General features: G+C 64.3%; 15 protein-coding genes. 5 read left to right on the top strand and 10 right to left on the bottom strand.

Going from position 1 to position 24,041, the window contains the following annotated elements; genetic code table 11:
- Window positions 1–24: 24 nt before the first annotated feature.
- A complete protein-coding gene (gene rbsK, locus ACSAMW_RS00395) occupies window positions 25–951 on the bottom strand; it encodes a ribokinase (protein ID WP_500592152.1) in 927 nt (308 codons plus the stop codon).
- A 190-nt stretch (window positions 952–1,141) separates the two neighbouring features.
- Between rbsK and ACSAMW_RS00390 the strand changes: the two genes are divergently transcribed.
- Window positions 1,142–1,810 carry a class I SAM-dependent methyltransferase gene (locus tag ACSAMW_RS00390; RefSeq protein WP_500592151.1) on the top strand — a complete coding sequence of 223 codons (669 nt, stop codon included), beginning with the start codon at window positions 1,142–1,144 and terminating at the stop codon, window positions 1,808–1,810.
- A 37-nt stretch (window positions 1,811–1,847) separates the two neighbouring features.
- On the opposite strand, the gene otnC is transcribed toward ACSAMW_RS00390, so the two are convergent.
- Complete coding sequence (otnC, locus tag ACSAMW_RS00385; protein WP_500592150.1) at window positions 1,848–2,486, bottom strand: 3-oxo-tetronate 4-phosphate decarboxylase; 639 nt, start codon at window positions 2,484–2,486, stop codon at window positions 1,848–1,850.
- Entirely contained in the window at window positions 2,483–3,778 is a 1,296-nt protein-coding gene (gene otnK / locus ACSAMW_RS00380) for a 3-oxo-tetronate kinase (RefSeq protein ID WP_500592149.1), read from the bottom strand. Before otnK ends, otnC begins: the two co-directional genes overlap by 4 nt.
- A gap of 216 nt (window positions 3,779–3,994) precedes the next feature.
- Here otnK and ACSAMW_RS00375 point away from each other — a divergent pair, with 216 nt between their 5' ends.
- The 3 genes from ACSAMW_RS00375 (at window position 3,995) to ACSAMW_RS00365 (ending at window position 7,646) form a co-directional block, all read left to right on the top strand.
- Window positions 3,995–5,368 carry a hypothetical protein gene (locus ACSAMW_RS00375; RefSeq protein WP_500592148.1) on the top strand — a complete coding sequence of 458 codons (1,374 nt, stop codon included), beginning with the start codon at window positions 3,995–3,997 and terminating at the stop codon, window positions 5,366–5,368.
- Between the two features lie 67 nt (window positions 5,369–5,435).
- Entirely contained in the window at window positions 5,436–6,785 is a 1,350-nt protein-coding gene (locus tag ACSAMW_RS00370; RefSeq protein ID WP_500592146.1) for a GntT/GntP/DsdX family permease, read from the top strand.
- Between the two features lie 45 nt (window positions 6,786–6,830).
- Window positions 6,831–7,646 (top strand): DeoR/GlpR family DNA-binding transcription regulator, encoded by an 816-nt coding sequence (locus ACSAMW_RS00365; RefSeq protein WP_500592145.1) that lies wholly within the window; start codon window positions 6,831–6,833, stop codon window positions 7,644–7,646.
- 113 nt (window positions 7,647–7,759) lie between these two features.
- On the opposite strand, the gene ACSAMW_RS00360 is transcribed toward ACSAMW_RS00365, so the two are convergent.
- Window positions 7,760–10,168 carry a glucose/quinate/shikimate family membrane-bound PQQ-dependent dehydrogenase gene (locus ACSAMW_RS00360; RefSeq protein WP_500592144.1) on the bottom strand — a complete coding sequence of 803 codons (2,409 nt, stop codon included), beginning with the start codon at window positions 10,166–10,168 and terminating at the stop codon, window positions 7,760–7,762.
- A 238-nt stretch (window positions 10,169–10,406) separates the two neighbouring features.
- Between ACSAMW_RS00360 and ACSAMW_RS00355 the strand changes: the two genes are divergently transcribed.
- Entirely contained in the window at window positions 10,407–10,940 is a 534-nt protein-coding gene (locus tag ACSAMW_RS00355) for an RNA polymerase factor sigma-70 (RefSeq protein WP_500592143.1), read from the top strand.
- A gap of 7 nt (window positions 10,941–10,947) precedes the next feature.
- Here the strand turns inward: ACSAMW_RS00355 and ACSAMW_RS00350 are convergent, their stop codons facing one another.
- The 6 genes from ACSAMW_RS00350 to ACSAMW_RS00325 form a co-directional block, all read right to left on the bottom strand.
- Window positions 10,948–11,154: an MbtH family protein gene (locus ACSAMW_RS00350; RefSeq protein WP_168080380.1), complete on the bottom strand. Its 207-nt coding sequence runs from the start codon at window positions 11,152–11,154 to the stop codon at window positions 10,948–10,950.
- 223 nt (window positions 11,155–11,377) lie between these two features.
- Window positions 11,378–12,391 (bottom strand): TauD/TfdA family dioxygenase, encoded by a 1,014-nt coding sequence (locus ACSAMW_RS00345; RefSeq protein WP_500592142.1) that lies wholly within the window; start codon window positions 12,389–12,391, stop codon window positions 11,378–11,380.
- A gap of 2 nt (window positions 12,392–12,393) precedes the next feature.
- Window positions 12,394–13,146, bottom strand: coding sequence for a thioesterase II family protein (locus ACSAMW_RS00340; protein ID WP_500592141.1), 753 nt, complete (start codon window positions 13,144–13,146; stop codon window positions 12,394–12,396).
- 8 nt (window positions 13,147–13,154) lie between these two features.
- Window positions 13,155–14,228: a GNAT family N-acetyltransferase gene (locus ACSAMW_RS00335; protein WP_500592140.1), complete on the bottom strand. Its 1,074-nt coding sequence runs from the start codon at window positions 14,226–14,228 to the stop codon at window positions 13,155–13,157.
- Between the two features lie 2 nt (window positions 14,229–14,230).
- Window positions 14,231–15,583, bottom strand: coding sequence for a lysine N(6)-hydroxylase/L-ornithine N(5)-oxygenase family protein (locus ACSAMW_RS00330; RefSeq protein ID WP_500592139.1), 1,353 nt, complete (start codon window positions 15,581–15,583; stop codon window positions 14,231–14,233).
- 2 nt (window positions 15,584–15,585) lie between these two features.
- Window positions 15,586–24,033: an amino acid adenylation domain-containing protein gene (locus tag ACSAMW_RS00325; RefSeq protein ID WP_500592138.1), complete on the bottom strand. Its 8,448-nt coding sequence runs from the start codon at window positions 24,031–24,033 to the stop codon at window positions 15,586–15,588.
- Between the last annotated feature and the right edge of the window lie 8 nt (window positions 24,034–24,041).

Below are 24,041 nucleotides of genomic sequence, written 5' to 3'. Positions count from 1 at the left end.
AGCAGTTGAGAGGTGTTAGCCAGGTCAGGCAGGCAAGGGTGCGCTAAAAAGAGCGAAGGCCGCCGCATCCGGATAGGAAGACTGGGTGCCCAGGCCCGTGACGGAGCAGGCCGAATAGGCCACGGCCTGTTGCATGGCACGGCGGATATCGCCGTCCTGGCTCCAGTGATGGGCAAAGCAGCCAATGAAGGCATCGCCTGCACCCGACGTGTCCCGTGCATCCACGCGGTGGCCTTCAACGCGCCACTCACCCTGCTCGCCCACGTAGAGTGCACCCTGCTCGCCGAGGGTGACGATCACATGGCGTACGCCCTCCTCCAGCAAGCTGCGAGCCGCTTTGGCGGCAGCCTCAGCCGAATCCACGGGCTGGCCAGTGAGCAGGGCCAGCTCGCTTTCGTTAGGCACTAGAAAATCCAGCCGCCCCAGGTGTTCGCGGCTCAGCCCCGCCACCGCAGGGGCCGGGTTCAGTAATACAGGCACCCTCAGCCGATGGGCCACGTCAATGGCGTGGTACACGCTGGCCAGCTCGATCTCCAGCTGAAGCACGATCAACGCGCAGTCGCGCAACAGCGGCTCGGCGCGGTCGATGTCTGCTGGTGTCAGGTGGGCGTTGGCGCCTTTGACGATAAGGATGCTGTTGTGGGAATTCTCTTGCACGAAAATGGGCGCCACGCCACTGGACACCCCAGGCACGCGTTCCACAAAACGGGTGTCGATCCCCAGCCGCTGGAAGTTGGCCACGGTGGTATCAGCAAAGGCATCGTCACCCACCTTAGTCACCATCATCACGTTGGCCCCCAGCAAGGCAGCAGCAGCGGCCTGGTTGGCCCCCTTTCCACCGCACCCCATGGCAAAACGTGGCGCTTCCAGGGTTTCGCCCTGGGCGGGCATGCGATCGATGTAGGTAATCAGGTCGACCATATTGCTGCCAATGACTGCAATTTTTTTCATTGTTATGAAGCCTCACACGCCCTGGCAGGTGCACCTGAGCATTGGTATTTGTGTTATTTAAATAACATTTAGTGTGAGTATTCAATCTTTATTTTCTGACGCCTTTACATCGTCGTTGCAGACCTAGGCGGCTGGGGCTACTTTTCCTACACCACCTTGGATGTTTCCTTATAAGCCGTCTGGATGCCCCATGATTACCCTTGAAGACCTCAAGCGCTTTATCGCCAACCCCGAGCTGACCGACGACATCGGCAGAATCTGGGACCTGATCGGTGAGCATTACGCGCAAGCGCAGGCCAGCCTCCCTCCCGAGCACGCCATGGCCCGGCGAGAACTGTCCTTCCATGACCATGTGCGGTTGCTGGGCTACCTGGCGCTGTTACTGACGGACGTGCCGGGTGACGTTGTCGAGATCGGCGTATGGAAAGGCAAATCCTTGGTGCTGATGAACGAAATCTGCAACCACGAGCGACGGGTGATCGGGATCGACCCGTTCGTGCTGCCTAAGCAGTTTGAGGAGTTCAGCCACTACAAGAACCTGCTGCTACCCGATGCGCATATTCTGCGTGGGTTCTCGGAACTGTGCGCCGAACGGTTCCAGGCGTTGTCACCTAGCGTTGCCCTGTTGCATATCGATGGCGGCCATGAGGGCCGCAACGTGCTGCTGGACTTTCTGCTCTACGCACCCAGCGTGGTGTCAGGCGGGTTTGTCGTGTTCGACGACTACCGGGACTTCACCCATTCGCCAGAGGTAGGCCCTGCGGTCGACCTGCTGCGGGCCGGCGGGTACTTCAAAGGCTTCAACATTCTCGGCGCCGTGAATGGGTTCGAGAACAGCTACCTGATTCAGCGGCTGTAACCCCAAGCCTGGCCCTCGCACCGCGCAAGGGCCAGGTTTACCAACGCGTGCCGAACTGCTCCTCCAACTCGGCCAACGCCGCATCACTCAACGGCGCCGGGCGCGGCTGGGTGCTCAACCAGAGCTTGGCGGTTTCCTCCAGTTCCTCTAGGGCATAGCTGGCCTTGCTGACAGAGCTTTCCCACACCACTGGCCCCAGCCGCTCCAGCATCACCCCACGGACCAGGGTCGCGACCTGCGCTACCTGCTCGGCGACCAGGGGCGACCCGGGACGCTGATAACCCACCAAGGGTATCTGCCCTACTTTCATGACCTGGTAAGGCGTGATGGGCGGCAGGATACAGCCGGGCTGCCACACCCCGGCCAGGGTCAAGGCCACCAAGGCGGTGGAGTGGGTATGCACCACGCCCCCCACGGTGGGGTTGCGGTCGTACACCTGGCGGTGCAGGGCCAGGGTTTTGGAGGGCTTGTCGCCACTGACCCACTCACCGGCCCGGTTCACCTTGGCGATTCGGGCAGGGTCCAGCCGGCCCAGGCAGGCATCGGTGGGTGTGATCAGCCAGCCATCCTCCAGCCGCGCACTGATGTTGCCAGCGCTGCCGACCGTATAACCACGGCCGTAGAGGCTATGGCCCACCACACAGATTTCTTCGCGCAACTGTGCTTCCTGGCTCATGCCCAGTCCCCCGCCAGGCGACGCAGCGCCTTGTCAAAGAAATCCACGCTACCGAAATTGCCGGATTTAAGGGTCAGCGCGAAGGGCGCCTCTGGCCCCAGCGCCAGGGTGGCTGGCACGCCTGGGTCGATCTGACGGCCGATCTGCAAGGCCTTTACCCCCAATGCCTGCACCACGGCGCCGGAGGTTTCGCCACCGGCCACCACAAAACGACGAATGCCTTGCGCGTACAGGGCACGGGCAATGTCGCCCAAGGCCTGCTCCACCAGTTCACCTGCACGGGCCACCCCCAACTGGGCCTGTACCGCTTTCACCTCATCGGGCTGGCTGGTGGCATACACCAGCACAGGCGTTTCATGAGCTGTGGCAAAGGCCACGGCCTCGGCGACAACGGGTTCACCCGCCGCTAGGGCCAGCGGGTCGAGTTTCAAGCCTGGCCGCCCGGCAGCAAGCCAGGCCGCGACCTGGCCATTGGTGGCCTTGGAGGCGCTGCCGGCCAGTACCACCCCAGGGCCGGTAGACCCTGGCAGTTCAGAGGCCTCACCGTTGTTGAGCAGCCCTTTACGGCGGAAATTCGCCGGCAAACCCAGTGCTACTCCGGAACCACCCGTGATCAGCCTGAATGCCTCGCAGGCTTCCCCCAGGGTCATCAGGTCTGGGTTGCTGATCGCATCGGCAATAGCCACTGCTACCCCTTCCTGGCGCAATTGCTCGAACTGTGCGGCGACGCCTTTCACCCCTTCGGCAATATGGTCGTAACGCACTAGGCCCACGACGCCTTCGGTTTGTGCCTGCAGCACCCGAACCAGGTTGGCGTCGGTCATGGGTGTCAGTGGGTGGTGCTCCATGCCGGACTCGCTCAGCAGCGCGTCCTGCACAAACAAGTGGCCGCGGAACACAGTGCGCCCCGCTTCAGGAAAGGCCGGGCAGGCGATGGTAAAGCGTTCGCCCAAGGCCTTCATCAGCGCCACGGTCACCGGCCCGATATTGCCTTGGGCGGTGGAATCGAAGGTTGAGCAGTATTTGAAAAAGAACTGCTGACAGCCTTGGGCTTGAAGCCACTGCAACGCGTGCAGCGCGGCCTCTACGGCATCAGCGGCCGAAACGGTACGCGACTTGAGCGCAATGACCAGCGCCTGGGCATCAGCGGCAAAAGCTTCACCGGGGGCTGGGATGCCAATGGTCTGGACCGTGCGCATGCCGCCACGTACCAAGATGTTGGCCAGGTCAGTCGCGCCGGTGAAATCGTCGGCAATGCACCCCAGCAGGGGTTGGGTGTGACTGGAGGTCATTGGGGGTCCTCAGGTATATGCCAGGCGTTCACAAATATGCACATCACCACAGGTGAAAACGCTGCTGCTAAGTGCTGATTTAACGCATGCTACCTTATTACGTTATTATTTGTTAAATAATTTGACTTATATGTTAATTCCTCACTATGGTTAGCCATCGGTTGGCCATCCCTGGTGTGGCTGCCTACTACAACAAGCGCCCTAACGAGGATGCCTATGAATTTCCAGCTGCTGTTTGCCGACCATGCCCGCACACCCGTGCGATATGCCCTGACGGGCGCCAAGGGCGGCTTTTCCCGCACGCTGCTGGCGCAGACCCGCCTGATGCCCAACCTAGTACCTGCCTTGCTGTGTGACCTGGACGTACCAGGTTTGCGGGCGTTGTGCCTGGAGCTAGGCTTCAGTGAGGCGCAGCTGGTTGAATGCAGCAGCGCCCAAGCCGTTGCCGCTGCCGCTGCGGACGCCATTGTGTTGGTCGCCGACGTCGCCCTGCTCGACACCGCGCGCTATGACATTCTGGTAGAAGCCACAGGCAACCCGGCCATCGGCCATGCCTGCGCCGTCACCGCGCTCGACGCCAAACGCCACGTAGCCATGGTGAGCAAAGAAGTGGATTCAGTGGCCGGCATTGCCCTGTCACGGCTGGCGGCCAAACAGGGTGTGGTCTACACCACGGCCGACGGTGACCAGCCTGCCAATCTGATCGGCTGGGTGAGCTGGGCCCGCACCCTGGGGCTGGAGATCGTCGCTGCGGGCAAGTCCAGCGAATACGATCTGGTGTTCGATCCCGCCACGGGCCTGATCACGCAGTTGGATGAGACCTTTGCAGCACCCGCCATGGCCAGCCTGCTGACCTTGGGCGACGACATTCCAGCCACCCTGGCCGCACGCCGCGCCGCCCTGAACGGGCGCAAGACCAGCGCCACAGCGGACTACTGCGAAATGAGCGTGGTGGGCACCAACACCGAGCTGGTGACCGATGTGGAGCTGATGCACTACCCCATTGCCCGCACGGCCGAACTGGCCGATGTGTACGCGCTGCGCGAAGACGGCGGCATTCTGGGCAGCACGGGTGTGATCGACGTGTTCAACGTGCTGCGCTTGCCCGAAGAAGCCAGCTTTGCTGGCGGCGTATTTGTGGTGGTACGCACCCACGACGCCCCGACCTGGGAACTGCTGGCGCAAAAGGGCCATGTGGTCAGCCGCAACCGCCGCTATGCCTGCCTCTACCTGCCCTACCACTTCATGGGCGTTGAAACCCCCATCACTCTGCTCAATGCGGTGTTGCACAACAGGGCCTCTGGCAGCGCAACCCCTAGCCAGTGCGTAGTGCTGGCAGGCCGGGCAACCTCGGCCATTGCCGCCGGCACCGTCCTCAACATGGGCGGCCATCACCACGATGTGACCGGCGTACAAGCCGTGCTGTTGCCTAGGGCAGGCGCCCCGGCTGACGTGGCACCGCTGTACCTGGCCGCACATGCCACGGCAGCCCGGGACATCGCCACCGGGGCGCTGATCACCCTGGATGACCTAAAGGGCTACAGCCCGGTGCTGCGAGCCGCCTGGGAGGCGGGCCTGCAACCGGCCTGATCCCGCTGCCTCTGCCGGTGCGCACCCCTGGGTGCGCCCACCCACTGCCTTCAGGTTCTACAACAACATGAATAATGAACTGCTTACCCTGGCCCTTGCGGCTGGCGCGATTGTGGTACTGATCCTGCTGATCACCCGCTTCAAGCTCAACCCCTTTCTGGCCCTCACGTTGACGGCGCTGGGCCTAGGGATCGCCGCGGGCGTGGGTGCCAACGACAGCATCGAGCACTTTGCCAAAGGCTTTGGCGCAGCACTGGCCAAAACCGGCCCGGTGATCGGCCTGGGCACGCTATTGGGCGGGATATTGCTGGGCTCTGGGGGCGCAGACCGTATCGCCAACGCCTTTATCGGCAAGCGCCCGGTGCAGTACGTACCCTATGCCGTATGCGCAGCGGCGCTGCTGATCGGCATGCCCCACCTGTTCGACGTCAGCTTCATCATGCTGGCCCCGCTGGTGTACACCGTGGCCAAGCGCACCCACACTCACCTGCTGTACATCGGCCTGCCCCTGGCGGCAGGCTTGTATACGTCCCACGGCCTGTTGCCCCCGCACCCGGCGCCCATGCTGGCCGTGACGGCCTACCATGCCAACACTGGCCTGACCATTTTCTACGGCCTGCTGATCGGTATTCCAGCGGCCTTGTTGACGGGGCCGGTGTTTACCAAGCTGATAGCGCCCTGGTTCGGCCCGGCGCCTGACCTGAGCGCAGGCCCGGTGGGCGCGCGTGACGACAGTGCCACGGCCAACCCGGTAGGCCTGTTGCCGGCCATCGTGGCCGTGCTGCTACCCCCTGGCCTGATGCTGATCGGCACCTTGGGCATGGCCTTTACTGTGAAAGGCACGCTGGCTTATGGGATTTATACAGGATTGAACAACCCGATTCTGTCCCTGCTGGCCGCCGTCATCTTTGCTTTTTTCGCCTTAGGGTTGCGGTCTGGCTTCAACCTTGGGCAGGTCGGCAAAATGGCCAACAAAGGCCTGGCGCCCCTTGGGGCCATTCTCCTGATCCTGGGCGCTGGTGGCGGCTTCAAGCAAATGCTCAGCGCCATTGAGCTGGATCAGTTGATTACCCATCACGCCTCAGGCTGGTTGATAAACCCGCTGATTCTGGCCTGGGGCATCGCCGCCCTGCTGCGTATCTGCATCGGCTCGGCCACGGTCGCTACTGTAGCTGCTACCGGCATCGTCGCGCCCTTCGCGCTAGCCAACCCAGGCCTGTCACCGGAGCTGCTGGTGCTGGCCACAGCCTCGGGTGCGGTGATGCTGTCCCACGTCAATGACTCAGGGTTCTGGCTGTTCAAGGAGTACTTTCAGTTATCCGTGGCTCAGACGTTCCGCACTTGGACGCTGATGCTGTGCCTGCAATCATTGGTAGGCCTGATTGGCGTGCTGACGATCGAAGCTGTGATCGGCTAACATGGCCGCGCCCCACAACCCGTGGGGCGCAGGAGCCTACCGCACGTGAAAGACCCTTTGCCCACCCCGCCCTCCGGCCCGATCATTCCCGATCAACGCCGCGAACAGATACTGCGCCAGTTGCGCCGCCACCAGGTACTGTCGGTCCATCAACTGATGGACATGTTCGACTGCTCCCACATGACCATCCGCCGTGACATCGCTGTGCTAGAAAAAGACGGCCAGGCCTATTCGGTGCCTGGCGGAGTACGCATTGCCAGTGCCGTGGCCACCGAGCCCAGCCACCAGAGCAAAGCCGTTGCCGAGCTGCCGCACAAGCAGGCCATGGCGGCACAAGCGGCACAGGCCTTGCGTCCGAACATGACCCTCTACCTGGACGCGGGCACTACCACCCTGGCGTTGGTGCCTCACATCTCTGCACTGGCCGGCATGACTGTAGTCACCAACGACTTCTCCATCGTGATGGCGCTGGCCGACGCGCAACACGTTACGGTCATCCATACCGGCGGCGTGCTTGACCATCCCAACCTCTCCGGGGTAGGTGACCTGGCCGCTGAAACCCTTTCACGTATCGCGACCGACGTGGCGTTCATGTCAACGGCGTCCTGGGACCTCAAGCGCGGCATCACTACGCCCTCACCCGCCAAAGTGGCCGTCAAGCGTGCAGCCATGGCAGGGGCATCCAAGCGCATATTGATCGCTACCAGCAGCAAGTACGGCACCTTTGGCATGTACAAGATCGCGCCGCTGCAAGACTTCGACTTGATCATTACGGATGTAGGGTTAGCGGAAGCTGCTGCTGGGGGGGTGGCACAGGAAGGGGTGGAGTTGGCACTAGTGAACGTGCCTGGGCTTGACTGAGTCTGCAACTTCAGAGCCTGTTCCCTGGCTTCGCCAGGTCCCACAGGGCAGGCAATACCTTGCACTGTGGGAGCCTGCGGCAGCGGGCGAACCTGGTAATCAGGTGGTGCGGGTTACTTGTCAGGCAGAGCGTAGGCAATCAACGCATCGCCCATCTTGGTGCCGAACGAACCGTGGCCGCCCGCCATGATCACGATGTACTGCTTGCCGTTCATCTCATAGGTCATGGGTGTGGCCTGGCCTCCATAGGGCAAACGCTCTTCCCACACCAGGTCACCATTGGTCACGTTGTAGGCGCGAATGTAGTTGTCCTGGGTACCGGCGATAAACATCAGGTTACCTGCTGTGGAAATCGGGCCGCCCAGCATGGGCACGCCGATCTTCAGCGGTGGCAGCTGAATACCTTTCAGGCTGTCACGAATGGTACCGATGCGTTTGCGCCACACCACGTCATGGCTCTTCATGTCCACGCCCGCCACGTAACCCCAGGCCGGCTCCTTGCAGGGCAGGCCAAAGGGTGACAGGAACGCATTGATTTCCACCCCAAAAGGCACGCCGTACTGGGGCTGAATGCCCAGCTCGGTGCCAGTACCTGTACCGGTCAGGCCCTCTTTAGGCCACAGCGGGTTGTTCGGCCCACGCGGGATCAGCTTGGATACGAATGGCAATGCCATGGGGTTCATCAACGCCACTTGGCGATCGCTGTTCACCGAAATACCGCCCCATTCGAACACACCCAGGTTGCCTGGGAACACCAGGGTGCCCTGCTCCGAAGGCGGGGTGTATTGACCACGGTATGACAGGCGCTTGAAGATCACCCGGCAGACCATCTGGTCAAACATGGTGGCGCCCCACATGTCTTTGTCAGCGAGGGTCTGAATGGACGTCAGGTTCAACGCAGAACGTGGCTGAGTCGGGCTTACCCGGTCACCGGGTGCGGCTTCGCCGGCAGGCACAGGCATTTCCGTCACAGGTACGATGGGTTTGCCATCGCGGCGGTCCAGTACAAACAGGTTGCCAGCCTTGGTGGGTACGTACACGGCCGGTGCGGTTTCGCCTGAAGCTGTCTTCACATCAGCCAGGGTGGGCTGGGCCGGTACGTCCATGTCCCACAGGTCATGGTGCGTAGTCTGGAAGCTCCACACCAGTTTGCCGGTGGTGGCGTTGAGCGCCAGAACTGCACTGGCATAGCGCTCCATATTAGGCGTGCGGTTGCCGCCCCAGATATCGGGCGTCGGGTTGCCCGTTGGCACGTACACAACGTCCATTTTGGGGTCGTAGGCCAGCGGTGCCCAAGCATTGGGCGAGTTGTTCACCAGCGTTTGGCCTGGGCCAGGAATGGCGTTGGGGTTTTCAGCGCCCGTGTCGAACACCCACTTCAGTTCACCGGTGTTCACGTCGTAGCCGCGCAGTGCACCCGAGGGTTCGTGCACAGACAGGTTATCCGTGACCGACCCGCCGATCACGATAGTGGTGCCGGTGATCACCGGGGGCGAGGTAGGCTCCAGGCCACCTGGGTAGGTGTAGGGGTGCATCTGCTTGAGATCCAGCTCGCCGTTGTCTGCGAACTCGCTGCAACGCTGGCCATTGTCAGCGTTGATCGCGAACAGGCGGCCATCGTTGACCGGCAGGTATACCTTGCGTGGGCAGCTGGTCTGGGCAGGCGCCACATTGGCCAGGCTGGCCGCAAATTCAGCGGTATTGGCCTGGTCGTAATAGGACACGCCGCGGCAGGTCAAATGCTGGAAGGAAGGGTCTGCCTTGAGCTTGGGGTCAAAGCGCCATTTTTCCTTGCCGGTAGCGGGGTCCAGCGCCACCAGCACTTGGTGCGTGGTGCAAATGAACATGTTGTCGCCAATCTTGATGGGCGTCAGTTCGTTAGTGGTTTCACCCGAGTCATTGCTGGTCATGAACTCACCACTGCGGTAAGTCCAGGCCACTTTCAGGTCTTTCACATTTTTTTCGTTGATCTGACTAAGCGGCGAATAACGCTCGCCGGCTTGAGTGCGCCCGTAGGCGGGCCAATCAGCTGGGTTGACCCCTTCAATGGGCTGCGCTTGCTGGGGCTGGGCCGCTGCAAAGCTGCCGTTGATTTCTTGAGGGTCATTGAAGATGGAATACACCAGCACGCAGATGGCGAATGCCAGGGTAAAGGCCAGGAACCCCTTACCTGCCTTAAGCGCCGGGCCAAACCCTCGCGTAATGGCCGGGATCAGCAGCCACAGGCCGAGCACACCCAGGATGTCCAGCCGAGGCACCAGCGCCCAGAAGTCAGTACCCGATTCCCACAGGCCCCAGCCGACCGTGGCCAGCATCAGCAAGCCGTACAGCCATAGCGATACGGGGGACCGACGCCCTAGCAAACCCGCAAATACCAGCAGTACCACACCGGCGATCAGGTAGTACGCCGACCCTCCCAGTGTGATCAGCCAGCCACCCCCGATCAGCAGTGCCAGGCCAAACAAGGCGGCAATAAAGACGGTGAAATTTCTTAAGCCCGATGGGTTTGACACTGTGTTCATGGGTGTTTTCTCTGATAGCCCTGCTGACTGGACTGCCCCGCTAAAACTTGGTTCCAACAATCCAGCAGCGACCAAAAAGGTGGCCAAATGCCTATGCCTCCTCGCTCTCACCTGCCAGGCAGCACAAGCCATATATTTTGAAACATTTTATTTGACACTGAGAATCGTTCTCACTACCGTTTGCGCTCCGCCTGCGACCCAAACGCGCAGGCCTCACTTTTCGAGCAAGGAGCTGGCCATGCACGAACCCCTGTTCTGCACTACCGAAGAGTCTTCCCTGATCCAGGCTTTTCTGGACAACCGTACGACCCTCATCAAAATTGCCACCCGAATCACGGGGTGCCGGTCACGGGCCGAGGATGTGGTTCAGGACGCCTTCTTCCGCCTTCGACGTTCCCCTTCTGCAGCGTCCATCCGTGGGCATTTGAGCTACATCTACCAAACGGTCCGCAACCTGGCGATCGACCACTACCGTAAGCAAGTGTCGGAAAAACGCTATTACAGCCCTGAGGAAGACGGCTTCAATGTAGCCGTGCATGGCGCCTCGCCTGAAGCCTTGCACCTGAACCAGGCCACTCTGGAAGTGATTGCCGAACAACTGACCCAACTACCTGAACGCACGCAGTACGCGTTCGAGATGTACTGCCTGCATGGCATCCCTCAAAAGGTCATTGCCAGCGAATTGGGTGTATCCCCTACCCTGGTCAATTTCATGATTCGCGATGCCGTGCAGCTGTGCCGCCAGGCCGGTGACTGCGCGACGCCGGCCTGAGCAATGGTCAGGCAGCGCCCATGGCCCGCCGCAGGCTGGCCGGGCGCATGTCGGTCCAGTGGGTTTCGATGTATTCCAGGCACTGGGCTTTGGGTGCGGCTTCCCCTACCGGGGTCCAGCCTGCGGGTACGGCCTTGAACTCGGGCCAGATGGAGTACTGCTCCTCTTCGTTGATTACCACCAGAAACAATGCGTCGTCGCGATCGAATGCCATGTTTTGCGTGTCCTAAAACATTGAGCGTTAGGCTATGTACGAAAAGCCCTGACACTCGGTGATGCTGCGTTGAAAACAGCTTCGGAATGCTCATTTACAATCAGTAAACTCCGCTTCCTTAGCTGTTTTCGCCTTGCCTGACCTTCGCGTCAGAACATTTCGTACACAGCCTAGCGGCCATTAGTGGCCTTTCATAAAGATGACGAGCCAGCCTTGCTGCAAATTAGGCCTGTTTGTCCCAGCTGTGCCCTTGCGCCATAGCCACCACCACACGGCGGTCACCGCTGAAGGGCGCACGGCCGTGGGTCATTAGCATGTTGTCCAGCATCATCACGTCACCTTGCTGCCAGGCGAAGTCCAGCCGGTGGGCGGCATACACGGCGCGGACGTGATCCAGGTCGGCATCGGCAATGGGTTCGCCGTCCCCGTAGAACACGTTGCGCGGCAAGTCTTCCTCGTCCACGATCTCCAGCAGCGCCTCGCGCGTAGCCGCGTCCAAGGCTGAGATATGAAACAGGTGGGCCTGGTTGAACCACACCTTTTCACCCGTCTGGGGGTGGCGGGTGACCGCCTGGCAGCGCTGGCGGATGCGCAGGCAGTCGTCTTCCAACCACTCCCACTCAATGCCGTGCTCGCGGCAGTAGGCTTCTACCTGAGCAGGGTCTTCGGTGTTGAACACCTGCTCCCAGGGCAGGTCCAGGCCGCTACCGAAATTGCGCACATACATCAGCTCACGAGTTTCGAAGCGTTCGCGCAGGGCTGGGTCCAGGTAGCGGAAAATGGCGCGGGAATCGGCTACAGGGGTTTGGCCACGGTCGGCGGGTGCCACGTCGCAGTAAAACCAGATTTTCATGGGCCACTGGGTGGTATAGGCCTGTTCATTGTGCTGCGGAATCCACTGGTGCTTGGGGTACTCGGTCGAAGAGTACACCCCCTTCTCCACCTCGCTACGGGGGGTAGAGCCGAATTCGTAGGACAGCAGCGGCGCGCCGAACCCTTTGGCGAAATCATGGAAGCGCTGGATGCTCATGGCGCTGAAGCCGCGCAGCAACACACCGCCGTCGCGGGCCAGGGCCGCGTTGATTTGCGCGTGCAGGCCGGGGTCCAGCAGGTCCACCTCCGGGCTTGGCGCGGTGAGCACGGTGAGGCGCGTGCCGCCGTGGCTCAGCTGCTGCTCAGGCAAGGCAGTGGCGGCCAATGGCAACGCCTGGGGTGCGGAAGAAAGGGCAACCGACATGATCAGCTCCTGTAAGCGTTTAATAAGGAAGGGGATGCCGACCGGGTACGTGTGGGCAGTGCGGCCAGCACACTGGCCAGGACGTCGGCAGGTCGCTCGGTGATAAACAGATGCCCGCCGTCGATGTCCAGGCCCGTGACAGGTTCGGTGGTTTCCTGGGCCCAGGCTGCCTGAGCAGGCGCCAGCGGGCAGCCGGCATCGCCCTTGCCGGCCAGCACCAGCATCGGCACCTCCAATGGGGGGCGAGGCAGGTAGCGGTAGTTGGCACAGAGCTGGAAGTCGTTACGCAGAATAGGCAGCATCAGCTCGCGCAGTTCGGGGTTGGCCAAGGCCTCACTGGGGCCACTGATGGCGTCCAGCTCAGCCATCAGGCAGTCGGTGGAACAGGTCAGCCACGGAGTGTCCACCAGGCGATGCCGGGGCCGTGGCGGGCGGCTGGCCGACAGCACCAGCAGCTCCGGCGCAGGCAGCCCGCGGTCACGTAGGCCGTGGGCCAGCTCGAAGGCTAGCAAGGCGCCCATGCTGTGACCAAACAGGACCATCGGCAGGTCGGCCTGGGCCGTTATTTGAGCCAGCAACAGGTCCAGCAGAGGACCCCACTCGCACAACAACGGCCGGCCCCATTGAGTACCACGCCCCGGCAGCGCCATGGGGTGCACGGCGGTGTCGGCCGGTGCCAGCCGCTGCCAGGGCTGGAAGATGGCAGCGCTGCCACCGGCGAATGGCAAGCAGAACAGGTTGCGTTTGATCGTCATGACGAGGCCTATCGAGGGCCGTACTCCTGGAAAAAGGTTTCCCGTGCCAGGCTGATGAGGGCGGCGCGCTTGTGGGGGAAGTCGAATTCACGCAGTTTCACCCCACCCTGCTCCTGCATGTAGGCGATCCACCGTTGGTTATCCACGCGCGGCTCGCCGTACACCGTCTGGGTACGCGGGTCGTCCAGGAAGGCGTAATGGAACAGGGAACGCAGCCAGGCTTCCAGCTTGGCCGGCCCTTGGTGCCGGCGGTTGCCCACCAGAATGTGGATGCCGCGGTCGTAGTCTCCCGCCTGGCAGAACGGCGCCAGCCGGTCCTCCTTGACCCAATAGAGCTCGAAGTAGGCAAAGGGCTCGCCATTGAAACAGCCGAACAGGGTCTGGGTGTGGGGGTCGGCCTGCTGGGCAGCCAGGAACTGGGCGTGGGTCTGGGTATCGTCCGCCTGGTCCCACACGCTCGCCACATTAGGCAGGTTCATCCACCGGTTGAAGGTGATCAGGTCCTGCTCAATGTCTAGCGTGCGCAGCGAAAAGGTCAGGTCCAGGTGCGGCAGGTGCCGTTCGTACACCACGCCTTCCGGCTTGGGCGGGCGTACCGGGTGGCGGTGGTTGGCGGTCAGGGTGAAGCGCTGGGCAAAGCCGCTGGCGCCCTGGCGCAGCCATAGGGCCGGGTGCTGCCAGAAGCTGGCACGGCGCACCTGCAGGCGGCAGCCATCGGCCAGGGTCTCTACCTGGTCGAACACCCCTTCCCGGACAGCCTGCACGGCCCATGCAGGGGCCACGGCCAGCTCCAGTGACAGGGTGTCGAGCTGCGCGGGCCGGCAGAAGAACTCGGCCAGCATGGGCAACAGGGCCTGTGCCGGAACAGGTTCGGCCAGCGGATGGGTGGCGCGCAGCCGCACTTGCTGCCCATCCAGGTGCACGTCCAGCCGTAGCGCAGGCAGGTCGCCTACCGCCAGGGTCAACTGAGCCTGACTCAAGGTGAGCGAGCAGCGGCGGCCGTCGGCCAGCACGTAGGTAAAGGGTGAGCGGTACAGGGCGTCATCCACGTGAGCGGCGGTGTGAATCGCGTGTGTCTGCATGGTCAGGCCACCGCCGTGTCAGGGCGAGCAGACGGCCGGGCGCAGGCGGCCTGTACGGAGTGGGCGATCTCCATGGAGCGGGTGGCCAGGATCGACAGCAGCGTATCGCTCAGCCCATGGGTGGCCTCACAGCTGCCTTGCAGCCAGATACCGGGCTGGAACCCTTCGCTGGTTTTCACCCGATAATCCCGGCCCACCTCGAAATCGCCCAAGTGCGGTGCCAGTTCGCCCAGCAGGCGGCGATGGTCATCGCGGCGATACCCGGTCGCGGCCACCACCACGTCGAAATGCCGCGTTTCGGTCTTCTGCTGTTCGGTGTCTTCCAGGGTCAGCTCCACGCGCTGGCCACTGGCACGCGCAGCTACCAGGTGGCGTTGGGTCAGCAGCGTGTGGCGGGGCTGAGCGCTTACTTTTTGCATATAGAACAGGGTGTACAGCCGTTCCAGCAGGTCCACGTCCACTACCGCGTAGTTGGTGCCCCGGTATTCGTCGATGAACGCCTGGCGGGATTCGGCATTGCGCTGGTAGATCGCGTCCGTGAAGTCGGCGTGGAAAATCTCGTTCACGAAGGGGCTATCGTCAGCGGGCTTGAGGGCAGACCCACGAATCACCAGGCTCACGTCCAGAGCATCGTCGGCCCGCTGTACCAGGTCCTGGAAAATTTCCGCCGCGCTCTGGCCACCGCCCAGCACGGCCACGCGCAGGCGCCGGCCTTCACGGTGGGCCTGTTCACGCCCCGCCGCCAAGGCCCCTTCGATCCTGGGCAGGTAGGCCGAAGAATGCACCACCCGTGCCGCGCCGTCGGCGCCCAGCGCTGCCAACGGCTCAGGCAATAGCGGGCGCCCGCCGACGGCCAGCACCAGGTTGCGGGTTACGCGGCGGACTTCGCTGCCGTCTTCACGCTGGGACACCACTTCCAATGCGCGCACCACGCCGTTTTCGGTACGCGGGCGCACCTGTTGAACGGCTTCGCCGTAATGGGTCTGCGGGTTGAAGAACGACGACGCCCAACGCAAGTAGCCTTCGTATTCGATGCGGGTGGGCAAGAAACTGCGCAGGTTTGCGAAGTCTTCCAGGCGCCCTTGCACGTGCAGGTACTTGAGGAAGGAGAACGGGCTGCACGGGTCGCGCAGTGTGACCAGGTCTTTGAGGAAGGAAATCTGCATGCGGCTGTCGGCCAGCAGCATGCCACTGTGCCAGGCAAACCCTTCGCGTTTTTCCACAAAGGCGGTGTTCAGGCGCCGCTCCGGCGTGCTGCTTTCCTGCAAAGCGATCGCCAGTGCCAGGTTGGAGGGGCCAAAGCCGATGCCCAACAGGTCCAGCGGCTGGGCTGACGCGAGATGATCGAGTTTCATGTTTAAAAAGTCCTCTTCAAATCGGAGTGCAAGGCCTGGGCAACGGCCTGCAGTACCTGCGGGTGATCGACAATGTCTTCGTGGGTAGTGGCCAGTACGTCCACCGCATGGGCGGTGCCGTGGGTGGTCGCGGCCCAGGCAGCGGCGGTGTGCCGCTCGCCGTCGGCCACCCGCCATACGTGAATGTCCTGGGCCAGGCACAGGGGTGTGCGCCCCGGCAGCAGGCGCCGGTGTTGCTGTATCACAGCCTGCAAGGCCTGTACGGTGTCACCGCCGCTACCGTGGTGCGGTGCGAGATAGGCCGCCAGCGTGGCAGGGTCCAGCGCTTGTTCGGCGGGGTCCACGGCCAGGGGTTGCGGGTCGCTGTCCAGCACGCCCACCCACGCCACGGATTCACCCTCTGCCGCCAGGGCCTGAGCCAGGTGCGTGGCCAATAGCCCGCCCAAGGACCAACCCAGCAGCCGATAAGGCCCACGGGGCTGGGCCTGGCGAAGGCGACGCGCGTAGTCCGCGATCCAGGCGGCGAAATCGGCGGGTGCCCAGTGGGGGTCGGCGTAACGGGGTGACTGCACGCCGATCGCTCGCCACTGGCGGCCCAGCTTCTTGGCCAACGGGCCATAGCGGTTCACCAGGCCAAACCCAGGGTGCAGGCAGAACAGGGTCGGCGCGCCCGCGTCGCCCTCCTCCAGCACCACCAGGTTGTCAGGCAAGCCGACGGTCGCCTGTTCGATCGCCGCGGCCAGGGCGCTGGGGGTGCGCTGTACGAACAAGGTTTCCAGCGAACCCCTGGTGATGCCGCTGTTGCGCAATTGGGCCATGGCGCGCATGGCCAACAGGGAGTCGCCGCCCAGCTGGAAGAAGTCCTCGTCGATGCCGATGGCGGGCAGGCCCAGCAACGCCTGCCATTGCTCAACGATGCGTGCTTGCAACGCCGTAACCGGTGCGCGACGCTCCAGGCCGGTAGGCTGTGCCTCGGCCCCTTGCTGCGTCAGTGCCCGGCGGTCCAGCTTGCCATTGGGGGTCTGGGGAAGCCTGGGCAGCAGGTGCCACAAGCTGGGGACCATGTGCGCCGGAAGTTGCGCGGCCAGGGCCTGTTCAAGGTCTGTAGGTACAGCCGTCACGGGGGCGACAAACGCGGCCAGGCGCGCGACACCGGCGCCAGTGTCTACCACAAGCACGGCCGCATCGGTGACACCCGGCTGCGCACGCAGCACAGCTTCGATTTCGCCCGGTTCGATGCGCTGGCCACGCAGTTTCACTTGCTGGTCCAGGCGGCCCAGGTACTGCAGGCGGCCATCGAGGCCGACCTGGCAGCTATCCCCCGTCCGGTAGCGGCGCGCACCGGGAGCACCGAAGGGGTCTGGCAGGAAGTGTTCGGCGGTCAGCGCCGCACGCCCCAGGTAGCCACGGGCCAGGTTGTCACCGCCGATGTACAGCTCACCGACACCACCGGCAGGGACGGCCTGGGCATGGGCGTCCAGCACCTGCAGGCTGTTGTGCGCCACAGCGGTGCCCAAATGAATATCAGCCCCCTGGGCCACCTGAGCCACGCTGGACCACACTGTGGTTTCAGTGGGCCCGTACAGGTTCCAGACCTGCGCGCCACGGGCCTGCAAGGCGGCCGCCAGGTCCTGCGGCAACGCCTCTCCCCCGCACAGGGCACGGAAGCCCTCAGGGGCGTGCCAGTCGCTGGCCAGCAACAGCTTCCAGCCGCTGGGCGTGGCCTGCATCAGGGTAGCTCCGCAGGCCGCCAGCCGCTGGGCCAGGCGCTCGCCGTCCAGCACGTCGGCGCGGGCCGCTACCTCCACACGGGCGCCTACCAGCAACGGGGCGTAGGCCTCCAACGCGAAAATATCGAAGGACGGTGAAGTGACGCACAGCAGCACATCGTCTGTGGTGATCCCCGGCGCCTGCACCATGGCGCGCAGGAAACGGTCCAGTGCCCCGTGGCTGATGGCAACGCCCTTGGGCGTACCGGTGGAGCCGGAGGTGTAGATCACATACGCCAGCTGGTCCTGGTGCAACACCGGTAAGGGCGCCTTGGCCGCACTAGGGCTCAGGTCTTCAAGGCTGACCAGTGTGACATGGGCAGGCAGCGCGTTCTCGTCCAGCAGGTGCTGGCGGCTGGCGGCATCACACACAATGACCTGCACACTGGCGTCTTCCATCATCAGTTGCAAACGGGCCGCCGGGTAGTGCGGGTCCAGGGGCACATAGCAGGCACCGCTGGCCAGCACGCCCATCAGGGCCACGGGCAGGTCCACCCCACGGGCCATGCACACGCCCACCCGCGCCTCGGCCTGTACCCCTAAGGCCAGCAGGTGCCGGGCCAACGCGTGGCTGGCGCCCTGCAATTGCAGGTAGGTCAGGTGTCGCTCACCGCTGCTCATGGCCACGCGGCCAGGCCAGCCCTGGGCGGCCGTAGCCAGCCGCTGCGGTAGCGCTTCAAAGGGGCTAGCCAGTGCCACAGGCGCAGCAGGCGAGTGGCCAGCAAGGCTCAACGTGCCCAGGGCGCCACAGGCGGGCTGGCTCAGTTGGGCCAGCAGGTGCTGGAAGTGCTGTGACAGGCGCTGGACCAGGTCGCGGTCCAGCAGTTGGCTGTCCCAGGCCCATTCCAGTGCCAAGGGCGCGCCAGGTGTCACGCTTAGGGTCAAAGGGTAGTGGGTGCGGTTGACCGCCTGGGCGGTACGGATGTGTAAAGGTTGCGCATCGCCGTGGGCAGCGCGCTTGGCCGTGTCCCCGGTGTCATAGTTCTCGAACACCAGCAGGCTGTCGAACAACGCCTCGCCGCGTAACCCGACCCACCGTTGCACCTGTGCCAGGGCATTGTGTTCATGCTCGCGCAGTTCGGCGTTGGCCTGCTGCACCTGCCGCAGCCACGCACCTGGGGCGACGGCCGCCGGCACCTGAAGGTTCAGGGGCAAGCTGTTGATGAACAGCCCAGGCATGTTTTCAATACCTGGCACATGCGCCTCGCCCATGCTGCGGCCGGAGGTGGTCACGCCGAACCGCACGCTGTCGCGGCCGCCATAACGGGCCAGCAGCAGTGCCCAGGCGCCTTGAATAAGTGTGTTAAGGGTCACCCGCGCCTGTTGCGCCGCTGCACGGGCGGCGTTGTCCAGGGCCGCAGGCAGTGCCTGCTCCAGGTGGCCGATGCCGGGGCTGGGCTGGGCGGCACTGCCCAGTACACTGGCCAGCATCGCCGGTTGATCCACCTCGGCAAAGCGTGCCTGCCAGAAGGCTTCGCCGGTGGTCTGGCGGGCCAGCCAGGCCACGTAATCCCGATAACGCCCGGGGGCTGGCAGGTTCGCACGCCCCTCGGCGGCATAGTGTGCGGCCACTTCGTCCAGCACCCGTGAGCTGCTCCAGCCATCGGTGAGGGCGTGATGGCTAGTCCACACCAACTCGTGGGTGCCATCTGCCAACTGGAACAGGTTCACCCGCATCAGCGGTGCCTGGTCGATGGCTACACCCTGGGCCAGGTCATCGCGGCACCAGGTGTCCAAGGCCTCGGGAGCCTGTGCTGCCGGTGTGCCACGCCAGTCATGGACCTGGGGGGCCCAGGGCACCTCGCGTAGCACCACTTGCAGCAGCTCGCCGTCGGCTCGGTGGTGGAAGGCCGTGCGCAGGATGTCATGGCGCGCCACCGCGGCTTGCCAGGCCTGAACAAGCCGTGCGGCATCCAGCGTCCCTTCCAGCCGCAACCGCAACTGGTTGACGTAGGTGCCGCTGCCCTGACGGCGCTGGGCGTGGTAGATCAGCCCCTGTTGAAGTGAAGTGGCCGGATAGATATCGGCCACGTCACCCAAGGGCAGGTTCAGCGCCTGCAACCCAGCGGCGTCCAGGCCGGCCAGGGGGAAGTCTTCCGCCGTGGCGCCACGGGGTGCCTGAGCACAGTGGTCGATCAAGTGGTACAGGCGGTTATCAAAATCATCGGCCAGCACCTTGGCTAACGCGGGCGCCAGCACGGCGGGCAGGTGCCGCCACTCTACGGTCAACTGGCCTTCCACGATCCAGGCATTGAACGCCAGGGCGTGCTCGCAAGGCTCGGCCCCATTGACCGCCCGCCCCGCCGCTTCGCCGCTGGCAATGCGCATGATACTTGCCCCTTCCTGGCCCTGGCCGAACTGGCCTAGGTAGTTGAAGCTCACGCTCGGCCGAGGCAGGCGCGCCAGGGCTGCCTGTGTGTCAGGCGTGCCCAAGTAACGCAGCACCCCGAAATGCAGGCCCTTGTGGGGCAGCCCGCGCAGGGTGCGCTTGACGTTGGCCAGGGTGTGTACCGGGCTGGTGCCGGCGACCAGCCAGGTGGGGAAGCGCGTGGTAAACCAGCCCACGGTGCGGCTCAGGTCCAGCTCAGGCAGCACGTCCTCGCGGCCGTGCCCCTCAAGCTCTACCAGCACACCGGCTGTTTCACTCCAGTGGGTCAGGGCCTGGGTCAGTGCGGCCAATAACACCTCGTCCACACGGGTGCGGTAGGCGCCCGGTACGTCAACCAACAGCGCCTGGGTGCGTTTGGCGTCCAGCGTGTGCGTCAGTGTCTGGGTGCTGCCCAAGGCATGGGCCACCTCGGCCAGGGGCGCTGCCAAGGGCAGGCCGCCGCGTGCCTGGGTGGGGGTGTCCCAGGCAGCGGTTGCCGCCAGATGGTGCTGCCAGAACGGCAGCTCGGCCTGTACCGCCGGCTGCTGAGCGTGGCGTGCCAAGGCAGTGGCCCACTCGGCCCAAGTGGTGCCAGGGGCCGGCACCTGAGGCGTTACACCCGCAAGGCCTTGGGTATAGGCCTGCTCCAGGTCCTCCAGCAGAATGCGCCAGGACACCCCATCGATACCCAGGTGGTGCACGGCCAGCAGCAACCGCGAGCTGCCATCCGGCAGGTCGAACAGTGCCCCGCGCCACAAGGGCCCGTTGGCCAGGTCCAAGGAGGCCTGCAGCTGTTCGCCCGCCTGCGCCAGGTCGGCACGCCAGTCTTCGCTGGCCCGCAGGTCCACACGCGCCAGGCTCGCGGGCGCCTGGGGCGCCACCTGCTGCTGCCAGCGGCCCTGGGGGTCACGGGAGAAGCGCAGGCTCAGCGCATCGTGGCTGGCCATGACGGCAGTGACAGCGACCTGGACCGCGTCCCATGACAAGGCGCTGGTAGAGGCCAGCAACAGGGACTGGTTCCAGTGATTGGGCGCCTGGGGGTGTTCCTCGAAAAACCGTGCCTGGATCGGAGTGAGGGGCTGGCCTTGGTTGACAGTCGGAGCCGCCGCAACGGTGGCGCGGGTTTTGGGCGTGACGGCCTTGGCCACCGCTGCCGAACCGGCAATGGTGGGGTGCTCGAACAGCTGGCGTGGCGTCAGGCCGATACCAGCCTGACGGGCCTTGGCAATGATACGCAGGCTAAGGATGGAATCCCCGCCGATTTCGAAAAAGTTGTCGTTCACGCTGATATCCGCCCGGCCCAGCGTGCCCTGCCAGATGTCCAACAGGGCCGCTTCCGTGGCATTGCCAGGCGCGGCGGGGGCGGCTTGAGGGGCGGCCAAGGTGGGCGCCGGTGCCAGAGCCTGGCGGTCCACCTTGCCATTGCGGGTCAAGGGCAGGCTGGCCAGCACCGTGAGCGTATCGGGCACCCAGGCCGGGGGCAGTAGGGCTTGCAAGGCACTGCGCAGGTGGGCGGCATCCAGCTCCTGGCCAGTCACAAACCCGTGCAATTGCTGTCGCTCGGCGTCATCGCAGCGGGCAATCACAACAGCCTCTGTAACGCCGGGCTGGGCGCGCAGGCAGTGGGCAACTTCCTCAGGCTCAACGCGATACCCGCGGATTTTCACCTGATCGTCGCGCCGGCCCAGGAACACGAACTGGCCGTCGGCGTCCTGGTAGGCCCGGTCGCCCGTGCGGTAGACGCGGGTGCCCTGGCCCAGCGGGTCCGGGGTGAACCGCTCGGCGGTCAGGGCGGGCTGGCCCTGGTAACCACGGGCCACGCCCTGGCCACCGATGCACAGTTCGCCCCGCGCACCGGCCCCGGCCGGGTTGCCATGGGCGTCTTGCAACTGCACCTGCGCATGGTTCAAGGGCTGGCCCAGGGGCCATTGGCTGGCGCTGCCCTGCACACGGTGCCAGGTCAGTGCGCCCACCGTGGTTTCGCTGGGGCCGTAGTGGTTCAGCACCTGGCAGTGGGGCGCCAGGGTGTCCAGCTGCGCCAGCAAGGCCGGGCTGGCAGCCTCGCCCCCCAGCACCAGGCAACGAGCTGGCAATACCTGCGCCGGCTCGGCCGCCTGCAGCAGGCCACCCAAGTGGGACGGTACGATTTTCAGCAGGTCGATCCGCTCACGGGCCATGTACTGCGCACACAAGTCGGCGTCCTGGCTCACCGCCTGAGGCGGCACGTGCAAGGTCCAACCCGCCCACAGCGCGCCGAACAGCGTGGTGTGGCCTAGGTCGGCCGCCGGGGTAGACAGGCAGGCCGCCCGCTCGATCCCTTCAGGCAGGCGCGCCATCAAGGCCGCCAGGTAAGCGTCTAGGGCCTGGTGAGGCACCGCGACCCCTTTGGGGCGCCCGGTGGACCCGGAGGTATAGATCACATAGGCCAGTTGGCCAGGCAGCGGGCCCGCATCGCCTGGCAAGGTATCGGCTGGCAAGGCAGTGAGCCACGGTGCGTCAACCGCTGCCTGAAGGTCCAGGCACGCCATGCCCTCGGGCAGCCAGGCCGGCGCGCCCTGTGCAGCCAACACGCATACGCAGGCGCTGTCCTGGGTTTGCCAGGCCAGCCGCTCGCCGGGGGCGTCAACATCCAGCGGCACATAGGCGCCGCCGGCACGCCACACGGCCACAATGGCGGTAACGAATGCCGGGCCGCGGGGCAAGGCCAGAGCCACACGCTGCTCCGGCGCAACGCCCAGGTTGTGTAACTGAGCCGCCAGCTGACCGGCGCGCTGCCACAAGTTCGCCCAGCTCAGGACCTGCTCGCCATCACTGAGGGCGGCAGCCTGGGGCTGGGTGGTGGCATGGTGGGCCATACGCGCCAGTAGGCCTGGTACCACAGGCGTTGTGGCACTGGCGGGCGCCTCGGCCAGCCCCAGGCCCAAGTCGCCCACCGGGGTGTTGCCGTGGGTGACGAAGGTGCGCAGCAAGGCGCCCAGTTGCTCGCCAAGGCGCTCAACGGTGGCGTGGTCCACACGGCGCGTGTCGTAAGCCAGCACATAATCGAAGGTGGCGCCCGCGGCCACGATCAGGCTCAAGGGGTACGGGTTGCGGCCATCGGTGTCACGCCGGCCCAAGGCCGGCTTATCCCCCAGGCCCAGCAAGCGCACGCGCAGGCCGGCGGCCTGTGCGCCACCGGCTTCCACCGGGTAGTTTTCCACCACCACAATGCTCTCGAACACGGCACGGCCGCCGTTGCTGACGGCCTGAATCTGCGCCAGCGGCACATGCTCCACCGCCCGCAGTGCAAAGGCCTGGGCCTGCACGGTGCGCAGCCACTCCCCCAGCGGCTGAGCTGCAGGGATGTGGACGGGCATGGGCACGGTATTGATAAACACACCGACCATGGCCTGCATGCCGTCCACTTCGGCCGGGCGACCGGAGCCGGTCACGCCGAATACGGCTTCGTCACGATCCGCATGCCTTGCCAGCAGCAGGCCCCAGGCCGCCTGCACCAGGCTGCCCAAGGTGACCCGCTGTTCGCGGGCAAAAGCTGCAAGTGCTTGAGTGTCCTTACCGGCCAGGCGCCAGCGCCATTCGGCGTAGCGGCGCTTGCCTGCCGGGGCGTTACCCGCGCTGACCGGCAGCGGAGTGGGCACCGAAAACGGCGCCAGGGCGTCGCACCAGCGTTGCTCGGCTGCGCCACGGTCCTGGGCATCCAGCCATTGGCGATAGGCTTTCAGGCGGGGTGCCGGGTGTGCACCAAGGGGTTCATTGCCAGAGGCCTCCCCCACCGCCTGGGTGTACAGCGCCATCACGTCGCGTAACACAATGGGCAGGCTCCAGCCGTCCAGTTGCACGTGGTGCAGGCGCCACACGAACCAGTAACGGCCCTCCCCCAGCGCAATCAATTGCAGCTGCAGGTCAGCGGCGTTTTCCAGGTCAAAGCCCTGGGCGCGGCACTGTGCCCAGGCAGCCTCAAGCTGAGCCTGCTGCTGGGCGGCGCCAAGGGTGCTCCAATCCAGGTGCGTACAGCCCAGGCCGGTATCGCGGTAGACCACCATCGCCGGCTGGCTCAGGCCTTGCCAGCGGAAATCCGCCCGCAGGATTTCATGGCGCAGGATCACGTCGCGCCAGGCTGCATCAAACGCGGCGATGTCCAAGGTGCCATCCAGCTCGAACACGTATTGGGAAAAATAAGGGTCATCGCCCCCGGCTTGCAGCGCCTGGCTTAACAAGCCCGGCTGCACCCCTACCAGGTGCTGGACGGATTCGATGTTGCTCTTGCGCCGGAACGGGCTGCCCGTGGGCATGGCATCGCTGGTCATAGACATAGTCATTC

Source organism: Pseudomonas sp. AB39(2026) (assembly GCF_059831485.1).
This window is presented reverse-complemented; position numbering and strand designations above follow the sequence as displayed.